Source organism: Streptomyces sp. NPDC048295 (genome assembly GCF_040652135.1).
GTDB lineage: Bacteria > Actinomycetota > Actinomycetes > Streptomycetales > Streptomycetaceae > Streptomyces.
The window spans coordinates 379779-398228 of sequence record NZ_JBEZLL010000002.1 but is presented as its reverse complement, the minus strand read 5'-3'; the positions used below and the strand labels follow the sequence as shown (position 1 = coordinate 398228).

Sequence of the window (18450 nt, the reverse complement as noted above, 5' to 3'; positions counted from 1 at the left end):
CGACCTCTTTCCGGCCGAGCCGGTCCAGGGCGAGCACGTTGATCCGGTCGCCTGGCCGCGCGAAGCCGAGTAGTACGGTCAGGCCCTCGCCGTCCACGCTCGCGCCGGTGCGCGTCTCGACGTGGATGTGTTCCTCGGCGATGCCGGCTTCGCGAAGCGCGCCGATCTGCCGGTCGAGGTCCTGAGCGGTCGTACTGACGCGGGCGTGGGCGAGATCGTCCTGCCGATCCGGCACACCCGGCCAAGCGGTCCGGGTGTGCCGGGCACGGTCCTGAGACCTACCGGCCGCTGCGGTCAGCGGCTGTAGCGGGGCGGCAGCACGAGGCGGTCGTTGGGGTCCAGAAGGATGTCGGCAGGGCCGAACTTTCGGGCCAGCTCTTGGATTTCGGGGTCGTCGAGGAGCAGCAGGTGGCCGTCCTCGATGAAGGGCTTGCCGTCGAGGGTGATGGTCGGCGTGTCGAACTGGCAGTCGCAGTGGGCGTGCCCGGGGCCTTTGCGGTCGGCCGTTCCCTCCGGGGTGAGGCCGTCGAGGCCGAAGTAGAAGGCTCCGGCGTGCTTCTCACGCTCGAACTGGGTTCCTCCTGCGGACCGCACCTTGGGGTTGAGCCCGATGAGCGCGTGACGCATGTAGTAGCCGTTCGGTGCGTAGCGCCGCAGTGCGGCGGCTGCGCCGCCCTCGATGGCGGTGACGCGGTTGTTGGCCAGCTCGATCGTGGTCCGTTCGGCGGGGACGCCGGTGACGGTGGATTCCTCGATGACGACGACGCCGTCGGTCTGGTCGGGGTAGAAATTGACACCGCCGTAGGGGAAGGGGCGCCACATGCCGGGGGTCAGGGGGGCGTGGTGTCCGGCGGTGGCGAAGTTACGGAAGGTCACGTCGGTGCCGAGTGCGGTGGTCACCCGGATTTCTTCGGCAGCGGCGAGCTGGGCCGTTGCCCTGGCCTCCAGCGCAAAGTACAGATCGAGGGGGAACCGGGCACCGGTGGACAGGGCCGCGGCGGTCGCCGTTTGGTGCAGCGAGACGAACCGGGCTCGGCGCTTGGCGATCTCGTCGAAGAACAGGTGCGGTGTGTGCACCTCTCCCCACCAGGTCAGTGAGATCACGACATCGGCAGCGCCATGGGCGGCGGGCAGGAGCGGGGAGGGCGTCGCGCGGTCCCAACCGCCGGCGCTGAACGGTGCGGTGGACAGCACGTGGACGTCGGCGTTGCGGTAGGCGGCCGCTGCCGCGATGGCCTGGATGACCACCGGGTCGGTACTGTGCTCGGCAAGTATCAATACCTGTTCCCCTGCCGCGACGGCGGCGTACTCCAGCAGGTTGTAGGCGCCGGGCATCAGCTCGGCGATCGACAGGGGTGCCGCTGTCGGCGTGTCCAGGTAACTGAAGGGGGCGGTTACGGTCATGGTCGTCAGTCTCCGATCCGTACGGGTGCAGAACTGCTTGAGGTGGTCTTCAGAAGGAGGTCCCGGCCGGCGCCGGCGCCGACGACGGCCTGGGTGAGGGTGAGGGCGACCAGCACGGTCAGCGGAAGCGCCCAGCCGCCGGTGAGGTCGTGCAGCGCGCCCAGAAGCAACGGCCCCAAAGCTGCCACCAGGTAGCCGACGCTCTGGGCCATGGAGGCGAGCGCGGCCGCCTGCGAGGCATCGGCCGCCCGCTGGCCCTGGAAGGCCAGGGCCAGGACCAGGCACGCTCCGCCGCCGAAGCCGATGAGCACACTGGAGACGACCGCCAGCTGGGGGGCCACCGCCAGCAGTGCGAAACCCAGAGCGCCGATCGCCGAGGCGGCCGCGGCCAGGATCCGCTGGTCTTTCCACCGGCGGGTCAGGACAGGCAAGGTGCTGCTGGAGACGAGGCCGACGATCTGGAAGAGAAACAGCTGCCACCCGGCGGCGGCCTCGCCCACTCCCTGATCGTGCACGATGCTGGGCAGCCAGGTGATAGTGCTGTAGAAGCCGAGGGACTGCAGCCCCATGAACAGGCTGACCTGCCAGGCAAGGGGGGAACGCCAGGGAATGCGCTGTCGTCCCCCATGCGTGGGCGTCGCGGGGCCGGTGCGGCGGTACTGCGGAGCCCACACTGCGTAGGCCAGCACCGCGAGGACGGCCCAGCAGCCCAGCGCTGCGCGCCAGCCCCCGGGCAGATGGTCGGCCAGCGGCACGGACACTCCTGACGCCACGGCGGCCATGAAACCCATGGCGGTGACGTACAGGCCGGTCACCTGGCCGATCCGGTCCTCCGGCACGGTGCTCTTGACCACGGACGGCAGCAGCACGTTGCCGTAGGCGATCGCGGCGGCGACCACCACAGTGCCCGCGAACAGGAAGAACGTGCCGGGAAGGGACCGCAGCAGCAGCCCGACCGCCAGGACGGCCAGAGAGAGGCCCAGGGTGCGCGGGGCACCGTAGCGGTGTGTGGTGCGGCCGACCAGCGGGGAGGTGGCGGCGAACGTGAGCAGTGGCAGGGTGCTGAGCAGTCCGGTCCAGGTTCCGGACAGGCCGGTCGATCTGCCGATGTCCGGAAGCAGCGGACCGACCCCGGTCAGCGCGGCGCGAAGGTTCGCGGCCACCAGCAGCACGCCCACCAGCAGCAGCGCGGACAACTGGCCGCCACGTACGGCACCGGGCACCTCACGCATCAGGACCGGCCCCGGTCCACCGCGTCGTCGTGTTCGACGACCGCGTCCTGGCCCGCTTCGTCGGCCAGCCGGCTGGTCACCCGGACCAGCATCGATGCCGCGTAGCGGGCGGCAACCGCGTCGCCTGCGGTGACTGCGTCGACGAGCGCACCGTGCCAATGGTCGTGCTCGGCAGCGACGTCGTCGTCCCAGGGCAGCGCGGTCAGCAAGGACGACAAAGCACTGCCCAGGTAGTCGTACAACTCCCCGAGCAGTTCGTTGCCACCGGCCTGTACCACTGCCTGATGGAAAGCGCCGTCGGCGGCGGCGACCTGCGTCATGGACCCGGAGCGGTTGCTCTCCTGCACCGCCGCAAGCACCTCGCGCAGCCGCTCAATGTCTGCCTGGGAGCGCCGTTCGGCGGCCAGCCCGGCGGCATGCTCCTCCAGCACCGCCCGCAACTCCAGAACATCGATCGGCCGCGTCGTGGCCGTCCGTCGCAGCAGGACGGCTTCCAACTCGTTGGCCACCCGGACATAGGTGCCGTCGCCGACCCGCGACTCCAGCAGACCCAGATGCACCAGGGCCCGCAGCGCCTCACGGACTGTATTCCGGCTGACCTGGAGCAGGCCGGCAAGCTCCAACTCTCCCGGGATCCGGGTGCCTACCGGCCATTTCCCCGTGGCCAGCTGCTCCCGCAGCTGGTCGGCGACCTGCGCGGCAAGAGTCGAAGCTCGGCGCGGCTGCCGCAAAGCATCCATGAAGACCTCCAAATGTTGGACATCTGAACATCTGCATAAGAACACACGGACAGCCGAATCGGCTAGGCCGCTTCGTTCGGATCACCAGGTGAGGCTGACGGCATTGCAGGTCGCCTCTGGACTGAACACCTGGCCGGCGCGATCCTTTGGATCAGATGCGGGCTGACGGCTCCGCTGCACGAGGACCATGTGCCTCTTCGTTCAGCAAGCAGCGTGCTGAGATGTGCACCGCGAACCAGGAGTGGGTGCCCAGGTGATCGCGTTCCTGATCGACGTGGTGGGGGGCTTCTTGGTCCCCGATTCCAGCGGGAGACGGCGAGCGAGGGCTCAGGCTCGCACCTTCACTGAGGGCGGTGAGGTCCTCTTCGAGGCGTGCATCCTCGGGAACCGCCCGTACTGCAGACCGGCCATAGCCTTCCTCGCAGCCTCCAGGACTGCTCTGCACGTATCGCCCACGGAGCTGAAGACGCTCGCGCGAAGCGCTCTGCCGACCGAACATATCGAGATACGCCAGATCCGCAGGAGGACTCGATCGGACTCTCGGATCATCCGCCCCTTCTGGCACATTGCCGAGTGCCACGACGGGAGCGCCGGCTTCGTGATCGCCTGCGCCCCTGAGCACATGCGCTATCTCACCGGGGCCCTCGCAACGGAAGGCCCCGGACTGAACACCAGAGATGCTGACTGACTCCCTCGGTCAACGGGCGGACCAGATGAAGATGCCTGCGAGCTGAAGTCCGGCGAGGTAGAGGATGGCGGTCTTTTCGTAGCGGGTGGCGAGGCCGAGCCACTGCTTCAAACGGTTGGTCGCCTCGGCGTCAGCGCGGTGAACACCCGCTCCCAGGTGCCGCCCGAGGCCCGCATCCGCAGCCGGTTGTAGACGCCACGCCAGTTGCCGTACCTCTCCGGGAGGCGGACCCACTGGGTCCCGGTCCGGAACTTGACGGCGATCGCATCGCTCACCTCCCGGTGATCGCGCCACCGGCCTCCCTGCTTCGGCGTCCGATCCGGAAGCAAAGGCTCAATCCTCGCCCGCTGCCCATCGGTCAACGACACGCTCCCGGCAACGAGCAGGTGATCCGAACGAAACGGCCTAATCGGCTTGCGAATCCCGCTCCGCCGCCTCGGCGACCTGCTTGATGTGTGCCAGCCGCCGGTCCCAGTCGGCGGCGAGCGAGGCCATCCATTGCGCCGTCGCATCGAGCGCCGCGGGCCGCACCGTATAGCGCACCTCGCGCCCGATGCGGCCGCCGCTCACCAGCCCGGCGGCGTCCAGGACCGCAAGGTGTTTGACCACGGCCTGACGCGAGACGGGAAGATGTTCGGCGAGCGTCGTCGCGGTGGCCTCGCCCTTGGCGGCAAGCAGTTCGAGCAGCCGGCGCCGCGTCGGGTCGGCCAGAGCCGTGAGAACGGTGTCGACCGCTTCGACGGCGCTGCGGGGTTCGTCGGTCACGCGGAGGGCTGTTCGGCGCGCGTCTTGAGTGCGTCGAGTTCCTGGGGCCAGCCGACGCTGTTGTCCCTGACCGCCTGGCCGCGCAGTTCCTCGGACCCGGCCAGCGCCGCGAACCCGCTCTCGACCACGCGCAGCCGTGTCTTGCCGTCTTCCGCTGTCAGCGTGAACTCCACGAGGGTGCTGTTGTCCTCGCGCAGTTCTTCTCCGGGGAACGCGCTGGCCCAGCGGTAGGCCAGGTAGGTCGGCGGCTCGACCTTCTCCACGCGCACCGGGAAGTCGCCGTACTCCGGGTTCTTCGCCAGCAACTTCTCGCCTTCCCTGGCCACGGTGCCGGGCAGGCTCGCCTTGTCGGCCACCCAGAAACCGGGCTCGGCCACCAACGACCAGACCCGCTCCAGGGACGCCTCGATCAGGGTTTCGCGTTCGATCCGGTCTTGGCTCATGAGGGGCTCCTTTTATGGTCGGCATTTGATGCAACTACAGAGTTGCACAATGCCCGATCGAGTGCAACCCAAGAGTTGCACCTCGATCCGGTCCGTCGATCAGGCCGCTTCGTTCGGATCGCCTGCTCGTTGCCGGGAGCGTGTCGTTGACCGATGGGCAGCGGGCGAGGATTGAGCCTTTGCTTCCGGATCGGACGCCGAAGCAGGGAGGCCGGTGGCGCGATCACCGGGAGGTGAGCGATGCGATCGCCGTCAAGTTCCGGACCGGGACCCAGTGGGTCCACCTCCCGGAGAGGTACGGCAACTGGCTTATCCAAACGCCTCCGAGGCCTATTCGCCCAGGACAGAGGCGGAAGACGCCCGTGATGACCTGGAGCGGGCGATGCTGCACCTTCCCCCCAGAGCCAGACGGGACTTGGGGCGACTGATCACGCGCGCGGGACGCTGCGGGGGCAGCCGTCGCGCAGGGCGCGGGTCCAGCGCTCGGCCTCCGAGCGGATGCCGGGTGCGAGACCCTCCAGTCTCTCGGCGAGCCAGCGCTCGAAGGAGGGTTCACTGTCGCCCTTGAGGATCCCTCGGCAACTGGTCGAACTCGCCGGCGACATGCACGTCATCACCACGAAGCGAGCCGCGCCTCGACAGCCCGAACATGCGCCGGGCCTCGCGCACCCGCCCGGCCGCCCCGGCTGCGCGAGTGTTCTGTACGAACACCTCAGCCAGGCAAGGACATGGGCCGAGCGGCGTTGAGCTTCCGTACTCGACCGTCATGTACGTGAGGTCAGTGAGTACCGGTCCTGGCATCGGCACTCATTGACCTCACGTACATGAGCCCTGCCCCTCGAAGCCGTTCAGGTTGCGCGGCGCAGAGGGACGACGACGTCCTCGCCCGCGCTTTTCGCGCTGAGCCGGTAGTTGCTGATGTGCGCGAGCCGGCCGGCCTCGATGACCTGGCGCCGGGTCCGGGAGAAGACGGTCGGAGACATGCCGACGAGCTTGGCGAGGTTGGCGCCGGTCTCGATGACGGCACCGGCACGGTCGGTGGGGTGCATCGCGTAGAGCATGACGACCAGGCGCTGGTTGGCGGTCATGCCCGCGGTGCGGTGGAGGACGTCCAGGAGCTCCTGCTTGTCGTCGTTGTTCACCGGGCCTCCCAGAGCGAAGGGATGGTGCTGTCGAAGTCGGGGATGTCCGGCGGGCTGCACGTCTTGATCGCTTCCCGCTGCTAGATCCCGGGTCCGTGGAAGGCGATGTACGGACTGATGCGGTACAGCCTGTAGTTGCCGATGCGTCCACGCTCGATCAGGATGCGTCGTTTGAGGAGTTTCTCACGATGCTGAGAACTGGCTGCCAGATCGTCAGAACCGGTTGCAAGCACATGTTTTCGCAGGTCAAGAAGCCTTTGAGGGCTGCGCTCTCCTTAACAGGAAGGACAGGCTGTCGACCCGACAGCTCCACACCACACTCGGCCTTTAAAAAAAAGCGGCCGTGCAGGACAAGGCTCAGTACTTCCGACAGGGCCTTCAGCCCGCGCCCGCTTGCTCCCGTCGGTGAAAACCCTTGCCCGTATCCCCCAGCCTCAGCCGACGAAAGCACGCCCCAACGCAGCCGCAGCCGACGGAGCAGCGGCCACGTATGCCTCGCTCAGCCCCACCGGCCTCGGCCACTCTGTCCGTCACTCCCCCTACCGGCCCGCAGTCGCCCGAGTGCCCGCGGACCCCGTCGGTGCACCGGAGGCCCTCCAGGGCCGAGGGCGCACCGACCCATGGGCGTGGAAAGCGGCTTTCGGCGCCTGGTACTGCTCAGGGTCAAGGAGATCTTGAGCCCCGAGGTCCGGACGCATGGAGGCCCGGAGGGCGCCATACACTCGGGTGGCTTCACAAGGCAGACGGCTGCCGGGCCCCGCCAAGCGTGGTGGCTTCCCCGTTTGTCGGCGACGGACGAGGAAAGCGTCGACCTTGGGGCGCGGGCGCCTGGCCGGGAAGGCCTGACTGAGCGCGATGATTGCCCGGGCTCCCGTCTCCTGCCTCGGTCGGCACCACGGCACTCATCTGTCCGAGCTATCCGCAGCTCATCGACGGCAGCGGCGGATCGAGGAAGGGGCGGCCATGCAGCGGTCGGGCACAGCCCCTGCACCGCCGTTCCCCGCCGGCGCCGTGCCTCATCAGGAACACATGCGCTATAGTCGATCTTGAAAGTTCGCCGCAACTCGCGGTGACTTTCACTGCGTTGGTGGTCCAAGGAAAGACGCCCCGCTTCCCGCGGGGAAATGCAGGTGCAAGGCCTGCCCAGCGCTCACCCACGAGGCCCTTCCCTCCACCAGGGAAGGGCCTCGTCGCATTCCCCTGATGCAGCCTTCGGAAGGCATCACCTGGGCCCTGTCACCTACTCCTCCGCCCGCACCGAGCGAGACCCGCTCGTCCGCACGGCCCGTGCCACCGGGCAAGAACAGCTCGCAAGGAAAGAGTCGCCGGCTCGGCCGTCCGCGAGAAAGCCACGAAGGCACAGGCGGTTGACGCCGCGGCCCTGGCCCGTATGAATCAGGTCCACTCGGCAGTTTCGTTTGGATCAGCGCCAGAGATCCCGCGCGCTCTCAGGCGACGGTGACTGATGGCTGCGGCGGTTCGAAACATACGATGCGGCCGTGGATGCATCGCGCAACGACTCGGACTGTGGGCTCTGTGGGCAGCCTTTGAGCGTCCAGCATGAGCAGCATGGCGATGGATCGATGGCTGGCTCGGGAAAGCGGGTGGAGTATGTAATCGTCGGGCTGCGTGGAGCCCTGGCCTGCTATCAGGCCGCCGATGACCTCTTGCGGACAGGCAAGACCGTTGCTGCCGGGCTGGCACAAGAGCTAGGGATTGGTCTCGCAGATCTTCCCGGACGCCGTTACACCTGCTGGGAGACACCTGCGGAGTACGGCGTCATCCAGAGTGGCTTCGAGTTGTCCTGACGCGCAACGGCACCGGACCATTGCCGGTGGATCATCCGATCGTTGGTTGATGTGGGGGCTGCCAGCCATGACCGAAGAACGTCTCGTTCGTGACGGTGACCGACGGCTCGGGCTCGACGGCCCGCGTCCGAGAAGGGGAAGTGACGTGGAGCCAAGGATGCGTTCCCAAGAGGCGGCGCCGTGGGCGGCAGTGGCTCGTGGCTCCCCTTGGGGGCGGTGGAGTCGAAGGGTACTGGGCTCCGTCGGCGGTGGTGACATCTCGGCGAGAGAGGTCGGTTTTGGGCTTGATGTCGAATTCACTGAAACTGCTTCAAAAGCGTCTCAGCTGAGGGAAGAACAGCAGGCCAGGAAGACTGCTCCCCGCGCCCGCGGGGATGGTCCCCGTTGTCGTTGGCCACGAGAACGTCATCACGTTGGCCACGAGAGGTGTCAGTAGCCGCCCAATGCCGCCAGGCGTCACGCAGCAGTGTCAGCGGCGGATGGCAGCATCGGGCCGCATGACGACTACGACATCTTTCGACTGGCGGCCGTTCCTGCTCAGATGGAGCGGGGAGTGGTCGGATTCCCTGCCCGATGACGAGACGCAGAGCGAGGGGGACGAAACCGCCCGGCGGGTGCGGTGGTTGGGGTTCCCGCGCGCCTCCGAGGAGCGGGTCGCAGCCATGGAGAAGCGCCTCGGCCGACGAATGCCTCCGTCGTACCGGGAATTCCTCAAGGTCAGCGACGGGTGGCAGCATGCCGGCGGTTTCATCAGTCTGCTGGCGGGGACCACGGACGCGCGTTGGCACAACAACGAGTCCGGGCTGGCGGACATGTTCGAGGAGTACATGGACGATGACGCCGGACCCGACGAGCGGCGGGAGGCGGACGTCTGGCGGCGCGGGCTTCAGCTCGACATCGAGTCCGACGCCACCTACGTCGTCCTGGATCCGGAGGACATGGGCGAGGACGGCGAGTGGGCCGTGTACACGTGGGCGAGCTGGCGGGCCGCGCCACCCGAGCGGTACGCGAGCTTCGTCGAGTTCATGCGGAGCATGTACCAGGAGTTCCACAGCCTGCGGGCGCGCCCGGCCGACGGAAAGCCGGAGTTCGCCAACGGCACGACGCGAGAGTTGGACGCCCTGGTCGAGCAGGCCCGGCTGCAGGCGCTGCGCGGCGACTGGGAACGGGCCGGGCATGCGTTGGACGAGGCGAAGGAGTACGGCAGACCGCGGGCCGTCGGGCTGGGCGACCAGATACGCCGCCTGCTCGGACGGACCTACATGGTGTATTTCGAGGACGTGGTGACCGACTCGCAGTACGCGCCCGATCTGCTGCCGGCGCTGGTCGCCGAACACGCGGCGCACTCGTACAGAGACGACTCCACGCTGATGTTCCACCTGCGGGGAGCCGGTGACGACGTGGTGTCGCTGGCCTACGCGACGCTGGAGCAGGTACGCAACGGCACGTACCGGTACACGGCGGCCGGACCGTTCGGGGCAGCGGTCGAGCGGGCACGGGAGCTGGCGCGGTGGGGCAACACCGACGGGGCATGGCGGACGCTGATGGACGCCCTGCCGGTATGGCAGCCGCTGGGACCTGACCACCTGGCCCCGCTGGGGTGGGTGGCCGACCCTCTGCTCGGCCCCTTGCTGACCCCGGAACGGGGCCGCGAGCTGCTGTCCACCCCCAGGGGCGGACAGACGGGTGAGGCACCCAGCCGGACGGCCGGCCTCGATCCGGACGACCTGGCGTGGCTCGCGGACCCGGAGCACCGCGACCACCTCACGTCCTACCGGTTCGTCCTGGCCGAAGGTGTGGAGCCGGAGGACCTGCCCGGACGCCTCGCGGACGGGGACGAGACGGCGCTGGACGTTGCCATGACTTTCGCCGAAGCGCGCCACCGATCGCTCCGCGGACAGAGGGAGTTCTCGTCCTTCGACGACAGAGCACTCGTGGCAGTCGGCCGGGCCGGGACCCGTTGGAGCTTCGCCTTCGACAGCGACCCTGCGCATTTCGACGCGCAGCGCTTCGTCTCCCCAGCCGCGGCCGCCAGCGCGGGCACCCGCGCGGTGGTCGTGTGGAGCGGACTGAGGAACCGGCGCGGGGAACCGTTCTTCCACCTCTCCGTGGCGCAGGACGGTGCCGAGCAGTACGCCTTCACGTACGCGGACGGACAGATCCGCCGGACCGGGGAGATACCACGGGCACTGGACCCGGACCGGTTCTTCGGCTCCCGGGACGAGGACGGAGAACGGCTGCTGCTGGAGGCCTTGACCGGCGAGTTCGGTGTCCAACTGCCGTGCCACGCGATCACGAACGGACGGCTGCACACCTTCACCACCCGCTCATGGACACGGCCGCCGGGAAACGGGGAGTCGTACGCCGTGATCAGCCTGAACTGGGATGCCGCGCGCTGACGAAGAGTACGGCTTCACGGCACACGTCGGCGTTGCGTAGACGTACCTTGCGGATTCGACAGGCCATGACTTGTCCGACCGTCTGCGGGCGCTCGAAGCCGCAGAGTATGTCGAGCACGCAGTAGGTGGCATCGAATCGCCCTCCGTGCGGGATTGCTCCGAGGGCGATTGGTGCGATTAGAGCTGGGTGGCGCCGCCGTCGACGAACAGTTCCGCGCCGGTGGTGAAGGAACTCTGGTCTCCTGCCAGGTAGAGGGCGGTGGCGGCAACCTCGTCGGGACGGCCGGGTCGGCCGAGTGGGGTCGGTGCGGCGGGCTCGGCGGCCTGGCCGTCTCGCGGGAGTGCGGCCCTCAGTTCGTCGGCGCCGGGGGTTGTGACGGGGCCGGGAGTGAGGGCGTTGACCCGGATGCCGCGATCGGCGAGTTCGGCGGCCCAGGTGCGGGCGAGGCTGCGGATGGCGGCCTTGGTGGCGGCGTAGACGCCCAGGCCCGGGACACCGCGCAGGGCCGCGCTGGAGGAGAGCAGGATGACCGAGGCACCGGCCGACAGCAGGGGAAGTGCCTTTTGGATGGTGAAGACCGTGCCCTTGAGATTGATGGAGGTGGTGCGGTCGTACTCCTCCTCGGTGATCGTGCCGAGCGGGCCGAAGTCGCCGACGCCGGCGTTGGCCACGACGATGTCGAGACGGCCGCTGCGCTCGGTGATCTCGGCGAAGAGTCGGTCGAGGTCGTCGAGTTTCGATGCGTCGCTCCGGATGCCGATGGCCCGTTCACCGATCTGTTCGACGGCGTTCTCGAGCTCGGTCTTGCGGCGGCCGGTGAGGTAGACGGTGGCTCCCTCGGAGGCGAACCGGCGGGCGATGGCCAGGCCGATGCCCGTGGAGGCTCCGGTCACGAGGGCGGTCTTGTTGTCCAGCTGTCCCATGGCATTCTCCGAACACTTGATGTAACTGTCGTGGTTACATTTATAGGCGAGAAGCGCCCTGTTGTCGCGACCCAGAGGGGGCCCACGGTCGAAGTCAGGCGGCTTTCAGTACGTCGCGCAGCACATCCTCCAGCGTGGTTCTTGCCAGTTCTGTACGCAGGGCGGTCTCGACGCCGTCGTAGGCGGCGTCCAGGACCGGCGCTATGCCGTGGCCCACAACGCACCCCGGGTCGGGTGCGGCGGGGTGCAGGGCGAAGATCCGTCCTGGCTCCACCGCTTCGTAGACGTCGAGCAGGGTGATCGTCGACAGGTCCCGCGACAGTGTCCAGCCGGCGCCGGCACCTCTTCGCGAGTCGGCCAGGCCGGCCTTGCGCAGCTGGGCCAGCAGGCGGCGGATCACCACGGGGTTGGTGTTGACGCTCGTCGCGATCTGCTCGGAGGTCGCGACCTCATGGCCGCGCCGCTGATACAGCCCGATCCAGGTCAGGGCGTGCGCGGCGACGGTCAGCCTGCTGTTGGCTCCCATGTCGTGCATTACCTCCCGTCCGTGTTGTAACAGTAACAGTTATGACCGTCTCCGGCGAGTGCAGTGGGCCGGTTGACCGGACAGAGGCCCGTTCGGGGAGTGAGCGCGACGGACCCGGCGGTCTCAGTCACCGCCGGTCGGCCGTGTCGCTCCGGTCGTCTGGGCCCTGTTCTCGTATAGCTACGGCGACCGGACATGTAGCGCTGCGTGACGGTCGGGGTGCGGTGTTGACCAGGTGGCGTGTAGCCCTGCGTGATGTTCGGAACTGCGGTCCTGGACGGCCGCTTCAGCACTGGATGTCGGCCACGAGGATGTTGACGCGGTTCTTGTACTCGCGGCGGGCCTTTCGCTGTGCCGGAATGGCCGGGGTGCCGTCGAGGGGCTGGCAGCGGGCTAAGGGCTGTCCCGCAAAACGATCTCCGTCTCAGGGGCGTCGGGGGTAGTCAGGATGATCGCCGTAAGGTGACGCGAGGTCGAGCAGGTCATCGCATGGCCAGGTCTCGCCGTCGTACTGGCAGTCATCGCGGTTGTCCCACGGTAGTTCAGGGTCGCCCGTGGCAGGACTGAGTACATGGCGGGCGAGCATGCGTCGCTTGGCTTCAACGTCCCGCAGGACGCGAGCCGGGTCGTGCAGCGCGACGTGCAGGGCGGTCGTGGGATGGAAGCCGGAGAGTTCTACTTGACAGAAGTCGACCGTGTGCCCGTGAGCGGTCCACTCCCCGCAGCCGTCACCGTCGCAGCGTCGGGCCAGGTCGGCCTCCTCATCCAGCCGTGTGTGGAGGAACGTCACAAGGTCTTGGCTCATGGGGTCATCCTGGATGATGCGCCAGGCCCGGTCGCCTGATTTCCATGCTGTGGGCAGGACCCGGCTGGCAGGCCGGCAACTGTAATGATCTTGATGTGGCTGGTGTGATCACGGCGTCGGAGCCGTCTGGACAGCCCCGTTCTCCGGGCTGAGTCCGAGGCAGTTCGGGAAGCTGGTGATGGTGCTGCGGCGCGAGGGTGCGGACGCGGTCCGCAGGGGCCGACCGTGGAGCCTTCCGCTGGAGGACCGGACCCTGCTCGTCGCGGCGTACTGGCGCACGAACCTGACCATGCGCCAGCTCGCCCCGTCGTTCGGGATCTCGAAGTCGCCGGCGGACCGGATCATCGACCACCTTGGGCCGATGCTCGCCCTCCAGTCCCGCAAGCGGTTCGCCAAGGGCACCGTGCTCATCGTCGACGGCACCCTGGCCCCCACCCGGGACCACGCTGTGGCCGAGCGGTCGAAGAACTACCGGTACTCCACCAATCACCAGGTCGTCTTCGACGCCCACACCCGCCTGGTCGTCGTGGTCGGTCGGCCCCTCGTCGGGAACCGCAACGACTGCAAGGCATGGGAGGAGTCCGGCGCCAGGCCGCCGTCGGCAAGACCCTCACGATCGCCGACGGCGGCTACCCGGGCACCGGACTCGTCATCCCGCACCGCCGCAAGCGTGGCCAGACCGAGCTCCCGGCCTGGAAGGAGGAACACAACAAGTCCCACAAACAGGTCCGAGCCCGCGTCGAGCACGTCTTCGCCCGCATGAATGCGTGGAAGATCCTCCGCGACTGCCGTCTCAAAGGCGACGGCGTCCACCACGCCTTGCTCGACATCGCCCGGATGCACAACCTCACCCCGACCGGATAGACCAGCGGGCCGCACTGCGGCCAACCACGGCCGAGGCGACTCGAAGATCATTTGCGGGACAGGCCTTGAAAGCTGCGCTCTCAGGGGCAAGGCCGAGGCGGACACTCCAGGATCCGGCCGTCGACGGTCCCAATGAGCAAGTTCCCTCGAGGTGCCACAGCGAGGGACAGTGCTGTGGTCGGTGCTCCGTCAATCTCAAGATCGGTATGCCATCGCACCGAGCCGTCGTTGGCGTCCAGTGCTGTCAGGGCGCCGGAGTTGTAGGCCACGTAGACGGTGTGCCCGTCGGTGTCGAGGGCGGTGGCGGGATGATCGGTGCGGTGTTGCCACCGCACCGAGCCGTTCAGAGATCGCCGCACTACGTAGGCGCCACCGGGTTGGAGTCCATGGCCGTGATGGACGGCGCCGGCATAGACCAGGGACTGCCCGATTTCTGCTGCGGGACCCCCGAAATGGTGTTCTGACGGTACCCAGGAGTGGGGGAAGAGCCGCCGCAATGTCCCATCGGGGTCCAGGTCGGTGACCCACTTGTCCTTGTGCGGCTTGTCCGGGTCAGTGCCGACCAGGACGTACGGGCGGCTTGCGCGACGGACCGCGAACGGGTGATTGAACAGGTCGAAGTGGCCCACTTCCGGACCGTTCACCGGACCGTCGAGGTCGAACATCATCAGCCGGTCGGGGTGCTTGCGGCGGCCGTCCAACGGCCTCAGGATCGTCCTCTGGCCGCCCGCGACGAGAACCGTGAACACGCCAGGGCTCAGGGTCTCCAGCACCTGCCCTGTGCCGACGGCGATCCGGGCGACTCGGGGTACAGATGCCTCCCAGCGCCTTCCCTTGCGCCGACTGCGGCGTTCGGCATTAGTCCAGACCGATGTGCCGTCGGAGGCCAGAACCAGCTGTCGGCCGCCTTCCTCGTCCTCGACCACCCATTGCAAGTCGCCTGATGGCAGCCACGACTCCGCCAGGACCCCGTCCAGAGCGGCCAGCACGCGACCGTCCTCCGCACCTTCGACAGCCCACACCCGCCGACGTACGGACCACTGTCGACCGGCAGAGACCGCGAGGTCCGTGAGAATTCGGCGGGCTTCCGCGCTGTGATCGGGCTGGACGGCCGCTTCCGCGGGGGCGGCCAGCTCCTCGGCGCCGATCGCCCCCTGCCCGACGGCACCCCAGTCTGAGCGAGCCACAACGACCGCATGCCCTTGCTCGTGTGCCTGTGGGTTCTCCCAGTCGTCACACGGCGCCAAGACCAGACGAAGTGCCGTCTCGCTGCGCCATTCCAAGTCGAGCACCTCCCGCGGATACTGCAGGGCGGACACCACGTCGCCGGAGCCCAGGTGGATCAGCAGCAGCTCGCCTTCGAACGAGTAGCCACCGTCGTAGCTCCCCGTACCAACGGCCAACAGGGGAAGAACGGGATGGAAGGCGAGAGACCGAACGGGGTACCTCGACCGCACCAGGTGCCGACACCGCAGCCCGTCCCGCTCATAGACACCGATGCGGTGTCCCGTCCATCGGGAGTCCGCGGTCCCACTGCCACTCCACTGGATATGTCCGAGGTCCCCACCCACAGCGACCGTCCGCGAGCACTCGTCAACGACGGCCAGAGCGGGTTCTCCGATCTCGGCGAATGGGCCGTTGCCGAGCACACGTCGGACAGTCGGCACGAGGGTCATACAGGGTTCCTCCCAAAGCGGCACATGAACGACCGCCGTCCAGAGCGCGGCACGGCGGCAGCTCATGTTCCCGCCGGGCGGCGGGGTACATCAACGGATTTCATCGGGGCAAGGCGCTGACCGTACAGCCCACGCCCATCTGGGTGAACATGGTGCGCTGATGGCATTGGAATCTCCCTGTCGCGAGACACCCAGATCGCGAAGAACACCTTCACGGCTACCTCGTTCCCCGCACCGCCAACGACGGCCTCGTACTCCCCTGGCCCCACCTCACCCGCGAACAGGAACCCACCCCATGAAGCGCAGCGAGACCGAATGCATCTGGCCCTCGGCGAGGATGCCGTGGAGAACGGCTTCGTCTCGCATCGCGGCCCGTACGAAGGCGCGACCGCGACCTGGGTAGCCTCACCCTCCCCAGCGCACCGTGAAGGCCCGTACCCGTCCTGCGCCCAGTAGGGAGATATGGGCCTTTTGCGTTTCATGGGCTCCGCGGCAAGTCGCGAGCCCCGGACGGACGGCGATGGCTTTGGTGTCCGCGTGAAAACAAGGAACCTCATGGACTAGCCCGACGAACTCGCCGACCTGCTGAGGGAGCGGTTCGGTCCGAGGAAGGACCGTAGCCAACCAAAGCGGTACACAGCAGCGGTCTACCTGACTCGTGCGATGGCCGGCCTTCTCACGGAAGAGGACTTCGCAGTCTTCCTCCAGGCCGCGCTCCGCGCCGACCCGCCAGCCACCGCCCGGACGTCAGGCGGCCACTCCCCAGGCATTCATTGACCACTTTGCTCGCGAAGTACGCACCCACCTCGGACCGTTCGAGGAAGCCGAAGAACGACAGCAGGCATGGCACGTCATGTTCACCCTGCACGCCGTCCTGGCACCGGATCTGGTCTGCCCGTACATCCGCTGCGCGTACGACGCACCGGAGAACACTACGGAAATCGCGCGGCGGCTGGCCGGAGAGAAAGCAAGGTGAGGGCCGGCCGTCGGCAACCGGGAGCTGCCGCGCCATCTCCTCACCTGATTCGTCTCACGAACCGACCCGAGCGCCAGCAGTAAGGGCCTCAGTTTCCCTGCAACCTGCAAAGAGACTGCTGGCCCAGTACGTACAGCGGGGCACTGAAGGCGTCGACGTCACACTCTTGAGAGGTCGTTTTCGTTCGATGTTTCATCCTGAGATGGGATGTTCTGTGGTCTCCTTCGGGTCACGCCAGGAGATGGTGTTCTTCCTGGTGAGGCTGCGGGACATGAGGTCGGTCATGGCAAGGTGGATCACGGCTTCGGAGCGGGTGGGCAAGGTTTCGCAGTCTCGGGCCAGACGGCGGTGGAGCATGAGCCGGCCGTAGGTTCGCTCGACCGCCCACCGCTTCGGAATGGGAGTGAAGCCTCTGTTCCCGGGCTTGCGGGCGGTGATCTCCATGTCGATGCCGAGGGTGGCGGCATGCTCGACGAGGTGCTGGCGGTAACCGCCGTCGACCCACACCTTGCGGATGCCCGGATGGTTGGCGGCGACCTGGTCGAGCAGCGCGGTGCCGGCAACAGAGTCCTGCACGCCGGCCGCGGTCACCAGCACGGTGAGGAGAAGGCCGAGCATGTCGGTGATGCATGCTTCCGGCGTACCGCGCCGGACCGAGTGCTCCCAGGCGCACAGCGATGGCGACGGAAGCACACCACCGCGGAGACCGGACATCCTGGGACGACACAGGAGCACGTAGTCTTCCGCCCCACCCACAACCCCACCCGCCCCGCAGGCATCGCCCACCGCCTGTCAGCCACGACATGGTCCGTTCGATGACCCACCTGTCGTTGTAGAGGACGAACAGGATGCCCTGGAGACAGAGCCGGTCCGACACCGGTCTCGGCCCCGGCGACCGCTCCGGCCAAGGACGCAGCAGCGGTTCAATCAGCGCCCACAACTCGTGGTCCACGATCCACGGTCGAGTACCCACAACATCACGAACAGCCGAATCATCACACCGGTCACAACCAACCAGGACGTTTCAGCAAGATCGTGTTACGAGTTCTGACAGCAATCACCACCTGGCTGCGAGACTCCCTGCGCTCGCGTGACCGTCGACCGTCGTCGCCCCGTTCACGCGTCTCACGCCCCCATTCGGATTTGTCTATTGTGGTGTCATGCGGGCATCGGATGGTTCGGTTGAGTGGCTTGAGGGATTTATCACCGCGTGGCACGGTCCACGCCAACCGAGCTATGGCCTGACCGAGACGGAACTTCCCGAGTTCCTCCCAGTGCCGCTCCGACGCCTGTATCGCCATGCCGGACGCTGGCCCGGCCCGAATCCGGAGGAGCACTTGCCGGACTCGCCCGGGATCTTCCAACAACAAGATGTGCTTGTACGCGCCGAGGCCCTGAGCCTTCACGATGGAACGGTCGAGTTCCTCAGCGAGAACCAGGACAGCTGGACATGTCGTGTTACAGCCGCCAGTCCAGCGGCACCCGTCGTGCTGAGCAACGCCCACTGGATGTGGGACGACGACTCGGAAGACGAGTACACCCCGCTGACACCCTCTCTCGAACAGTTCCTCACGAGCTTCGTGCTCCAAGAAACGGTCTTCGGATGTCGCAACCTCGCCACCACTTGCGAGCCGGCGGCCCTGCCCGACCAGTCAATCCCTCTCTGGCTGGACGGCTGGTACGTCTTCGAAGAACCCAGCCACAGCTTCTGGAGCGTTGACTCCGCGCTCGTCGCCGACATCAGTGAAACCCGCTGGATTGGCTGGAACGGTCCAGAAGCGCCCTCAGCTGAGCTCGGCAAGCTGGAAATGATCCGAAGCTAGTGTTCTGCGCCAATCGGCGCCCTACCTCAAGATCCGGACCATACGCGGGCCAACACCGCTTCCCATGCCTAAGAATCCTTGTGCGCGGGCGGACCGGATCGCGGCCGGTCGACCGGCCAGGCTGCCCGAGGCAGGATGGTTGGCGCCTGCTCGCCGCGTTCGTGACGGGCCAGGCCGACAACTGCCCGGCCGCGGCCTTCGCGGCCCCTGCCCGGGACCAGGTCGGGCCTGCACA

Annotated in this window: 17 protein-coding genes and 5 pseudogenes; 6 read left to right on the top strand and 16 right to left on the bottom strand. The window is 67.4% G+C overall.

Translation table 11 applies throughout. The features are described 5' to 3' along the window. Nucleotides 1–19: 19 nt before the first annotated feature. The 4 genes and pseudogenes from AB0D53_RS04120 to AB0D53_RS04105 form a co-directional block, all read right to left on the bottom strand. Nucleotides 20–235, bottom strand: a pseudogene (locus AB0D53_RS04120) (recombinase family protein); the annotation flags it as partial. A 59-nt stretch (nt 236–294) separates the two neighbouring features. Continuing rightward, on the bottom strand, nt 295–1404 hold the full coding sequence (locus AB0D53_RS04115) for a hypothetical protein (RefSeq protein WP_362439760.1): 1110 nt from the start codon (nt 1402–1404) through the stop codon (nt 295–297). A gap of 5 nt (nt 1405–1409) precedes the next feature. Beyond that, nucleotides 1410–2636: an MFS transporter gene (locus AB0D53_RS04110; RefSeq protein WP_362439757.1), complete on the bottom strand. Its 1227-nt coding sequence runs from the start codon at nt 2634–2636 to the stop codon at nt 1410–1412. Further along, the gene (locus AB0D53_RS04105; protein ID WP_362439754.1) at nt 2636–3388 is read right to left on the bottom strand and encodes a FadR/GntR family transcriptional regulator; all 753 of its coding nucleotides are present in this window, start codon (nt 3386–3388) and stop codon (nt 2636–2638) included. The genes AB0D53_RS04110 and AB0D53_RS04105 overlap by 1 nt, the downstream gene beginning before the upstream one ends. A 241-nt stretch (nt 3389–3629) precedes the next feature. Here AB0D53_RS04105 and AB0D53_RS04100 point away from each other — a divergent pair, with 241 nt between their 5' ends. After that, nucleotides 3630–4064 (top strand): hypothetical protein, encoded by a 435-nt coding sequence (locus tag AB0D53_RS04100; RefSeq protein ID WP_362439751.1) that lies wholly within the window; start codon nt 3630–3632, stop codon nt 4062–4064. Between the two features lie 107 nt (nt 4065–4171). On the opposite strand, the gene AB0D53_RS04095 is transcribed toward AB0D53_RS04100, so the two are convergent. Genes AB0D53_RS04095 through AB0D53_RS04085 form a run of 3 tightly spaced genes read right to left on the bottom strand, consistent with a single transcriptional unit; the run spans nt 4172 to nt 5272 of the window. Further along, complete coding sequence (locus AB0D53_RS04095; protein WP_362439747.1) at nt 4172–4576, bottom strand: transposase; 405 nt, start codon at nt 4574–4576, stop codon at nt 4172–4174. Further along, nucleotides 4470–4829, bottom strand: a complete 360-nt coding sequence (locus tag AB0D53_RS04090; RefSeq protein ID WP_362439744.1) for a metalloregulator ArsR/SmtB family transcription factor — start codon at nt 4827–4829, stop codon at nt 4470–4472. The genes AB0D53_RS04095 and AB0D53_RS04090 overlap by 107 nt, the downstream gene beginning before the upstream one ends. Beyond that, nucleotides 4826–5272: an SRPBCC domain-containing protein gene (locus AB0D53_RS04085; protein ID WP_362439741.1), complete on the bottom strand. Its 447-nt coding sequence runs from the start codon at nt 5270–5272 to the stop codon at nt 4826–4828. Before AB0D53_RS04085 ends, AB0D53_RS04090 begins: the two co-directional genes overlap by 4 nt. A 140-nt stretch (nt 5273–5412) precedes the next feature. Here AB0D53_RS04085 and AB0D53_RS04080 point away from each other — a divergent pair, with 140 nt between their 5' ends. After that, on the top strand, nt 5413–5700 hold the full coding sequence (locus tag AB0D53_RS04080) for a transposase (protein WP_362439738.1): 288 nt from the start codon (nt 5413–5415) through the stop codon (nt 5698–5700). On the opposite strand, the gene AB0D53_RS04075 is transcribed toward AB0D53_RS04080, so the two are convergent. The 3 genes and pseudogenes from AB0D53_RS04075 to AB0D53_RS04065 all read right to left on the bottom strand — a co-directional run. Further along, nucleotides 5701–5877 carry a hypothetical protein gene (locus AB0D53_RS04075; RefSeq protein WP_362439735.1) on the bottom strand — a complete coding sequence of 59 codons (177 nt, stop codon included), beginning with the start codon at nt 5875–5877 and terminating at the stop codon, nt 5701–5703. A 243-nt stretch (nt 5878–6120) separates the two neighbouring features. Next, nucleotides 6121–6414 carry a replication initiation protein, RepL2 gene (locus tag AB0D53_RS04070; RefSeq protein WP_362439732.1) on the bottom strand — a complete coding sequence of 98 codons (294 nt, stop codon included), beginning with the start codon at nt 6412–6414 and terminating at the stop codon, nt 6121–6123. Further along, nucleotides 6411–6596: pseudogene (locus AB0D53_RS04065) on the bottom strand (MarR family transcriptional regulator); the annotation flags it as partial. The pseudogene AB0D53_RS04065 and the gene AB0D53_RS04070, both read right to left, overlap by 4 nt. 1317 nt (nt 6597–7913) lie before the next feature. Between AB0D53_RS04065 and AB0D53_RS04060 the strand changes: the two are divergent. Together AB0D53_RS04060 and AB0D53_RS04055 are read left to right on the top strand one after the other, a co-directional pair. Beyond that, nucleotides 7914–8222, top strand: coding sequence for a hypothetical protein (locus AB0D53_RS04060; protein WP_362439729.1), 309 nt, complete (start codon nt 7914–7916; stop codon nt 8220–8222). A 497-nt stretch (nt 8223–8719) separates the two neighbouring features. Next, nucleotides 8720–10621, top strand: a complete 1902-nt coding sequence (locus AB0D53_RS04055; protein WP_362439726.1) for an SMI1/KNR4 family protein — start codon at nt 8720–8722, stop codon at nt 10619–10621. Between the two features lie 177 nt (nt 10622–10798). Here the strand turns inward: AB0D53_RS04055 and AB0D53_RS04050 are convergent, their stop codons facing one another. From AB0D53_RS04050 to AB0D53_RS04040, 3 genes are all read right to left on the bottom strand, one after another. Next, nucleotides 10799–11545, bottom strand: a complete 747-nt coding sequence (locus AB0D53_RS04050; protein WP_362439723.1) for a glucose 1-dehydrogenase — start codon at nt 11543–11545, stop codon at nt 10799–10801. Between the two features lie 94 nt (nt 11546–11639). Then, nucleotides 11640–12071, bottom strand: a complete 432-nt coding sequence (locus AB0D53_RS04045; protein WP_362439720.1) for an Rrf2 family transcriptional regulator — start codon at nt 12069–12071, stop codon at nt 11640–11642. 424 nt (nt 12072–12495) lie between these two features. Beyond that, the gene (locus tag AB0D53_RS04040) at nt 12496–12876 is read right to left on the bottom strand and encodes a DUF6221 family protein (RefSeq protein WP_362439716.1); all 381 of its coding nucleotides are present in this window, start codon (nt 12874–12876) and stop codon (nt 12496–12498) included. A 95-nt stretch (nt 12877–12971) separates the two neighbouring features. Here AB0D53_RS04040 and AB0D53_RS04035 point away from each other — a divergent pair. Next, nucleotides 12972–13740: pseudogene (locus AB0D53_RS04035) on the top strand (transposase). A gap of 80 nt (nt 13741–13820) precedes the next feature. On the opposite strand, the gene AB0D53_RS04030 reads toward AB0D53_RS04035, so the two are convergent. The 3 genes and pseudogenes from AB0D53_RS04030 to AB0D53_RS04020 all read right to left on the bottom strand — a co-directional run. Further along, on the bottom strand, nt 13821–15143 hold the full coding sequence (locus tag AB0D53_RS04030) for a PQQ-binding-like beta-propeller repeat protein (protein WP_362439714.1): 1323 nt from the start codon (nt 15141–15143) through the stop codon (nt 13821–13823). 1441 nt (nt 15144–16584) lie between these two features. Next, nucleotides 16585–17019, bottom strand: a pseudogene (locus AB0D53_RS04025) (transposase); the annotation flags it as partial. Nucleotides 17020–17227: 208 nt separating this feature from the next. After that, nucleotides 17228–17365, bottom strand: a pseudogene (locus tag AB0D53_RS04020) (IS5/IS1182 family transposase); the annotation flags it as partial. A 187-nt stretch (nt 17366–17552) separates the two neighbouring features. On the opposite strand from AB0D53_RS04020, the gene AB0D53_RS04015 reads away from it, so the two are divergent. After that, a complete protein-coding gene (locus AB0D53_RS04015) occupies nt 17553–18215 on the top strand; it encodes a hypothetical protein (RefSeq protein WP_362439711.1) in 663 nt (220 codons plus the stop codon). The last annotated feature ends 235 nt before the right edge of the window (nt 18216–18450 follow it).

Coding starts and splice junctions, on each gene's coding strand:
- AB0D53_RS04015 (WP_362439711.1), top strand. CDS start 17,553: ATGCGGGCATCGGATGGTTCGGTTGAGTGGCTTGAGGGATTTATCACC.
- AB0D53_RS04050 (WP_362439723.1), bottom strand. CDS start 11,545: ATGGGACAGCTGGACAACAAGACCGCCCTCGTGACCGGAGCCTCCACG.
- AB0D53_RS04075 (WP_362439735.1), bottom strand. CDS start 5,877: ATGTCGCCGGCGAGTTCGACCAGTTGCCGAGGGATCCTCAAGGGCGAC.
- AB0D53_RS04110 (WP_362439757.1), bottom strand. CDS start 2,636: ATGCGTGAGGTGCCCGGTGCCGTACGTGGCGGCCAGTTGTCCGCGCTG.
- AB0D53_RS04085 (WP_362439741.1), bottom strand. CDS start 5,272: ATGAGCCAAGACCGGATCGAACGCGAAACCCTGATCGAGGCGTCCCTG.
- AB0D53_RS04045 (WP_362439720.1), bottom strand. CDS start 12,071: ATGGGAGCCAACAGCAGGCTGACCGTCGCCGCGCACGCCCTGACCTGG.
- AB0D53_RS04115 (WP_362439760.1), bottom strand. CDS start 1,404: ATGACCGTAACCGCCCCCTTCAGTTACCTGGACACGCCGACAGCGGCA.
- AB0D53_RS04040 (WP_362439716.1), bottom strand. CDS start 12,876: ATGAGCCAAGACCTTGTGACGTTCCTCCACACACGGCTGGATGAGGAG.
- AB0D53_RS04055 (WP_362439726.1), top strand. CDS start 8,720: ATGACGACTACGACATCTTTCGACTGGCGGCCGTTCCTGCTCAGATGG.
- AB0D53_RS04095 (WP_362439747.1), bottom strand. CDS start 4,576: ATGCGACGGCGCAATGGATGGCCTCGCTCGCCGCCGACTGGGACCGGC.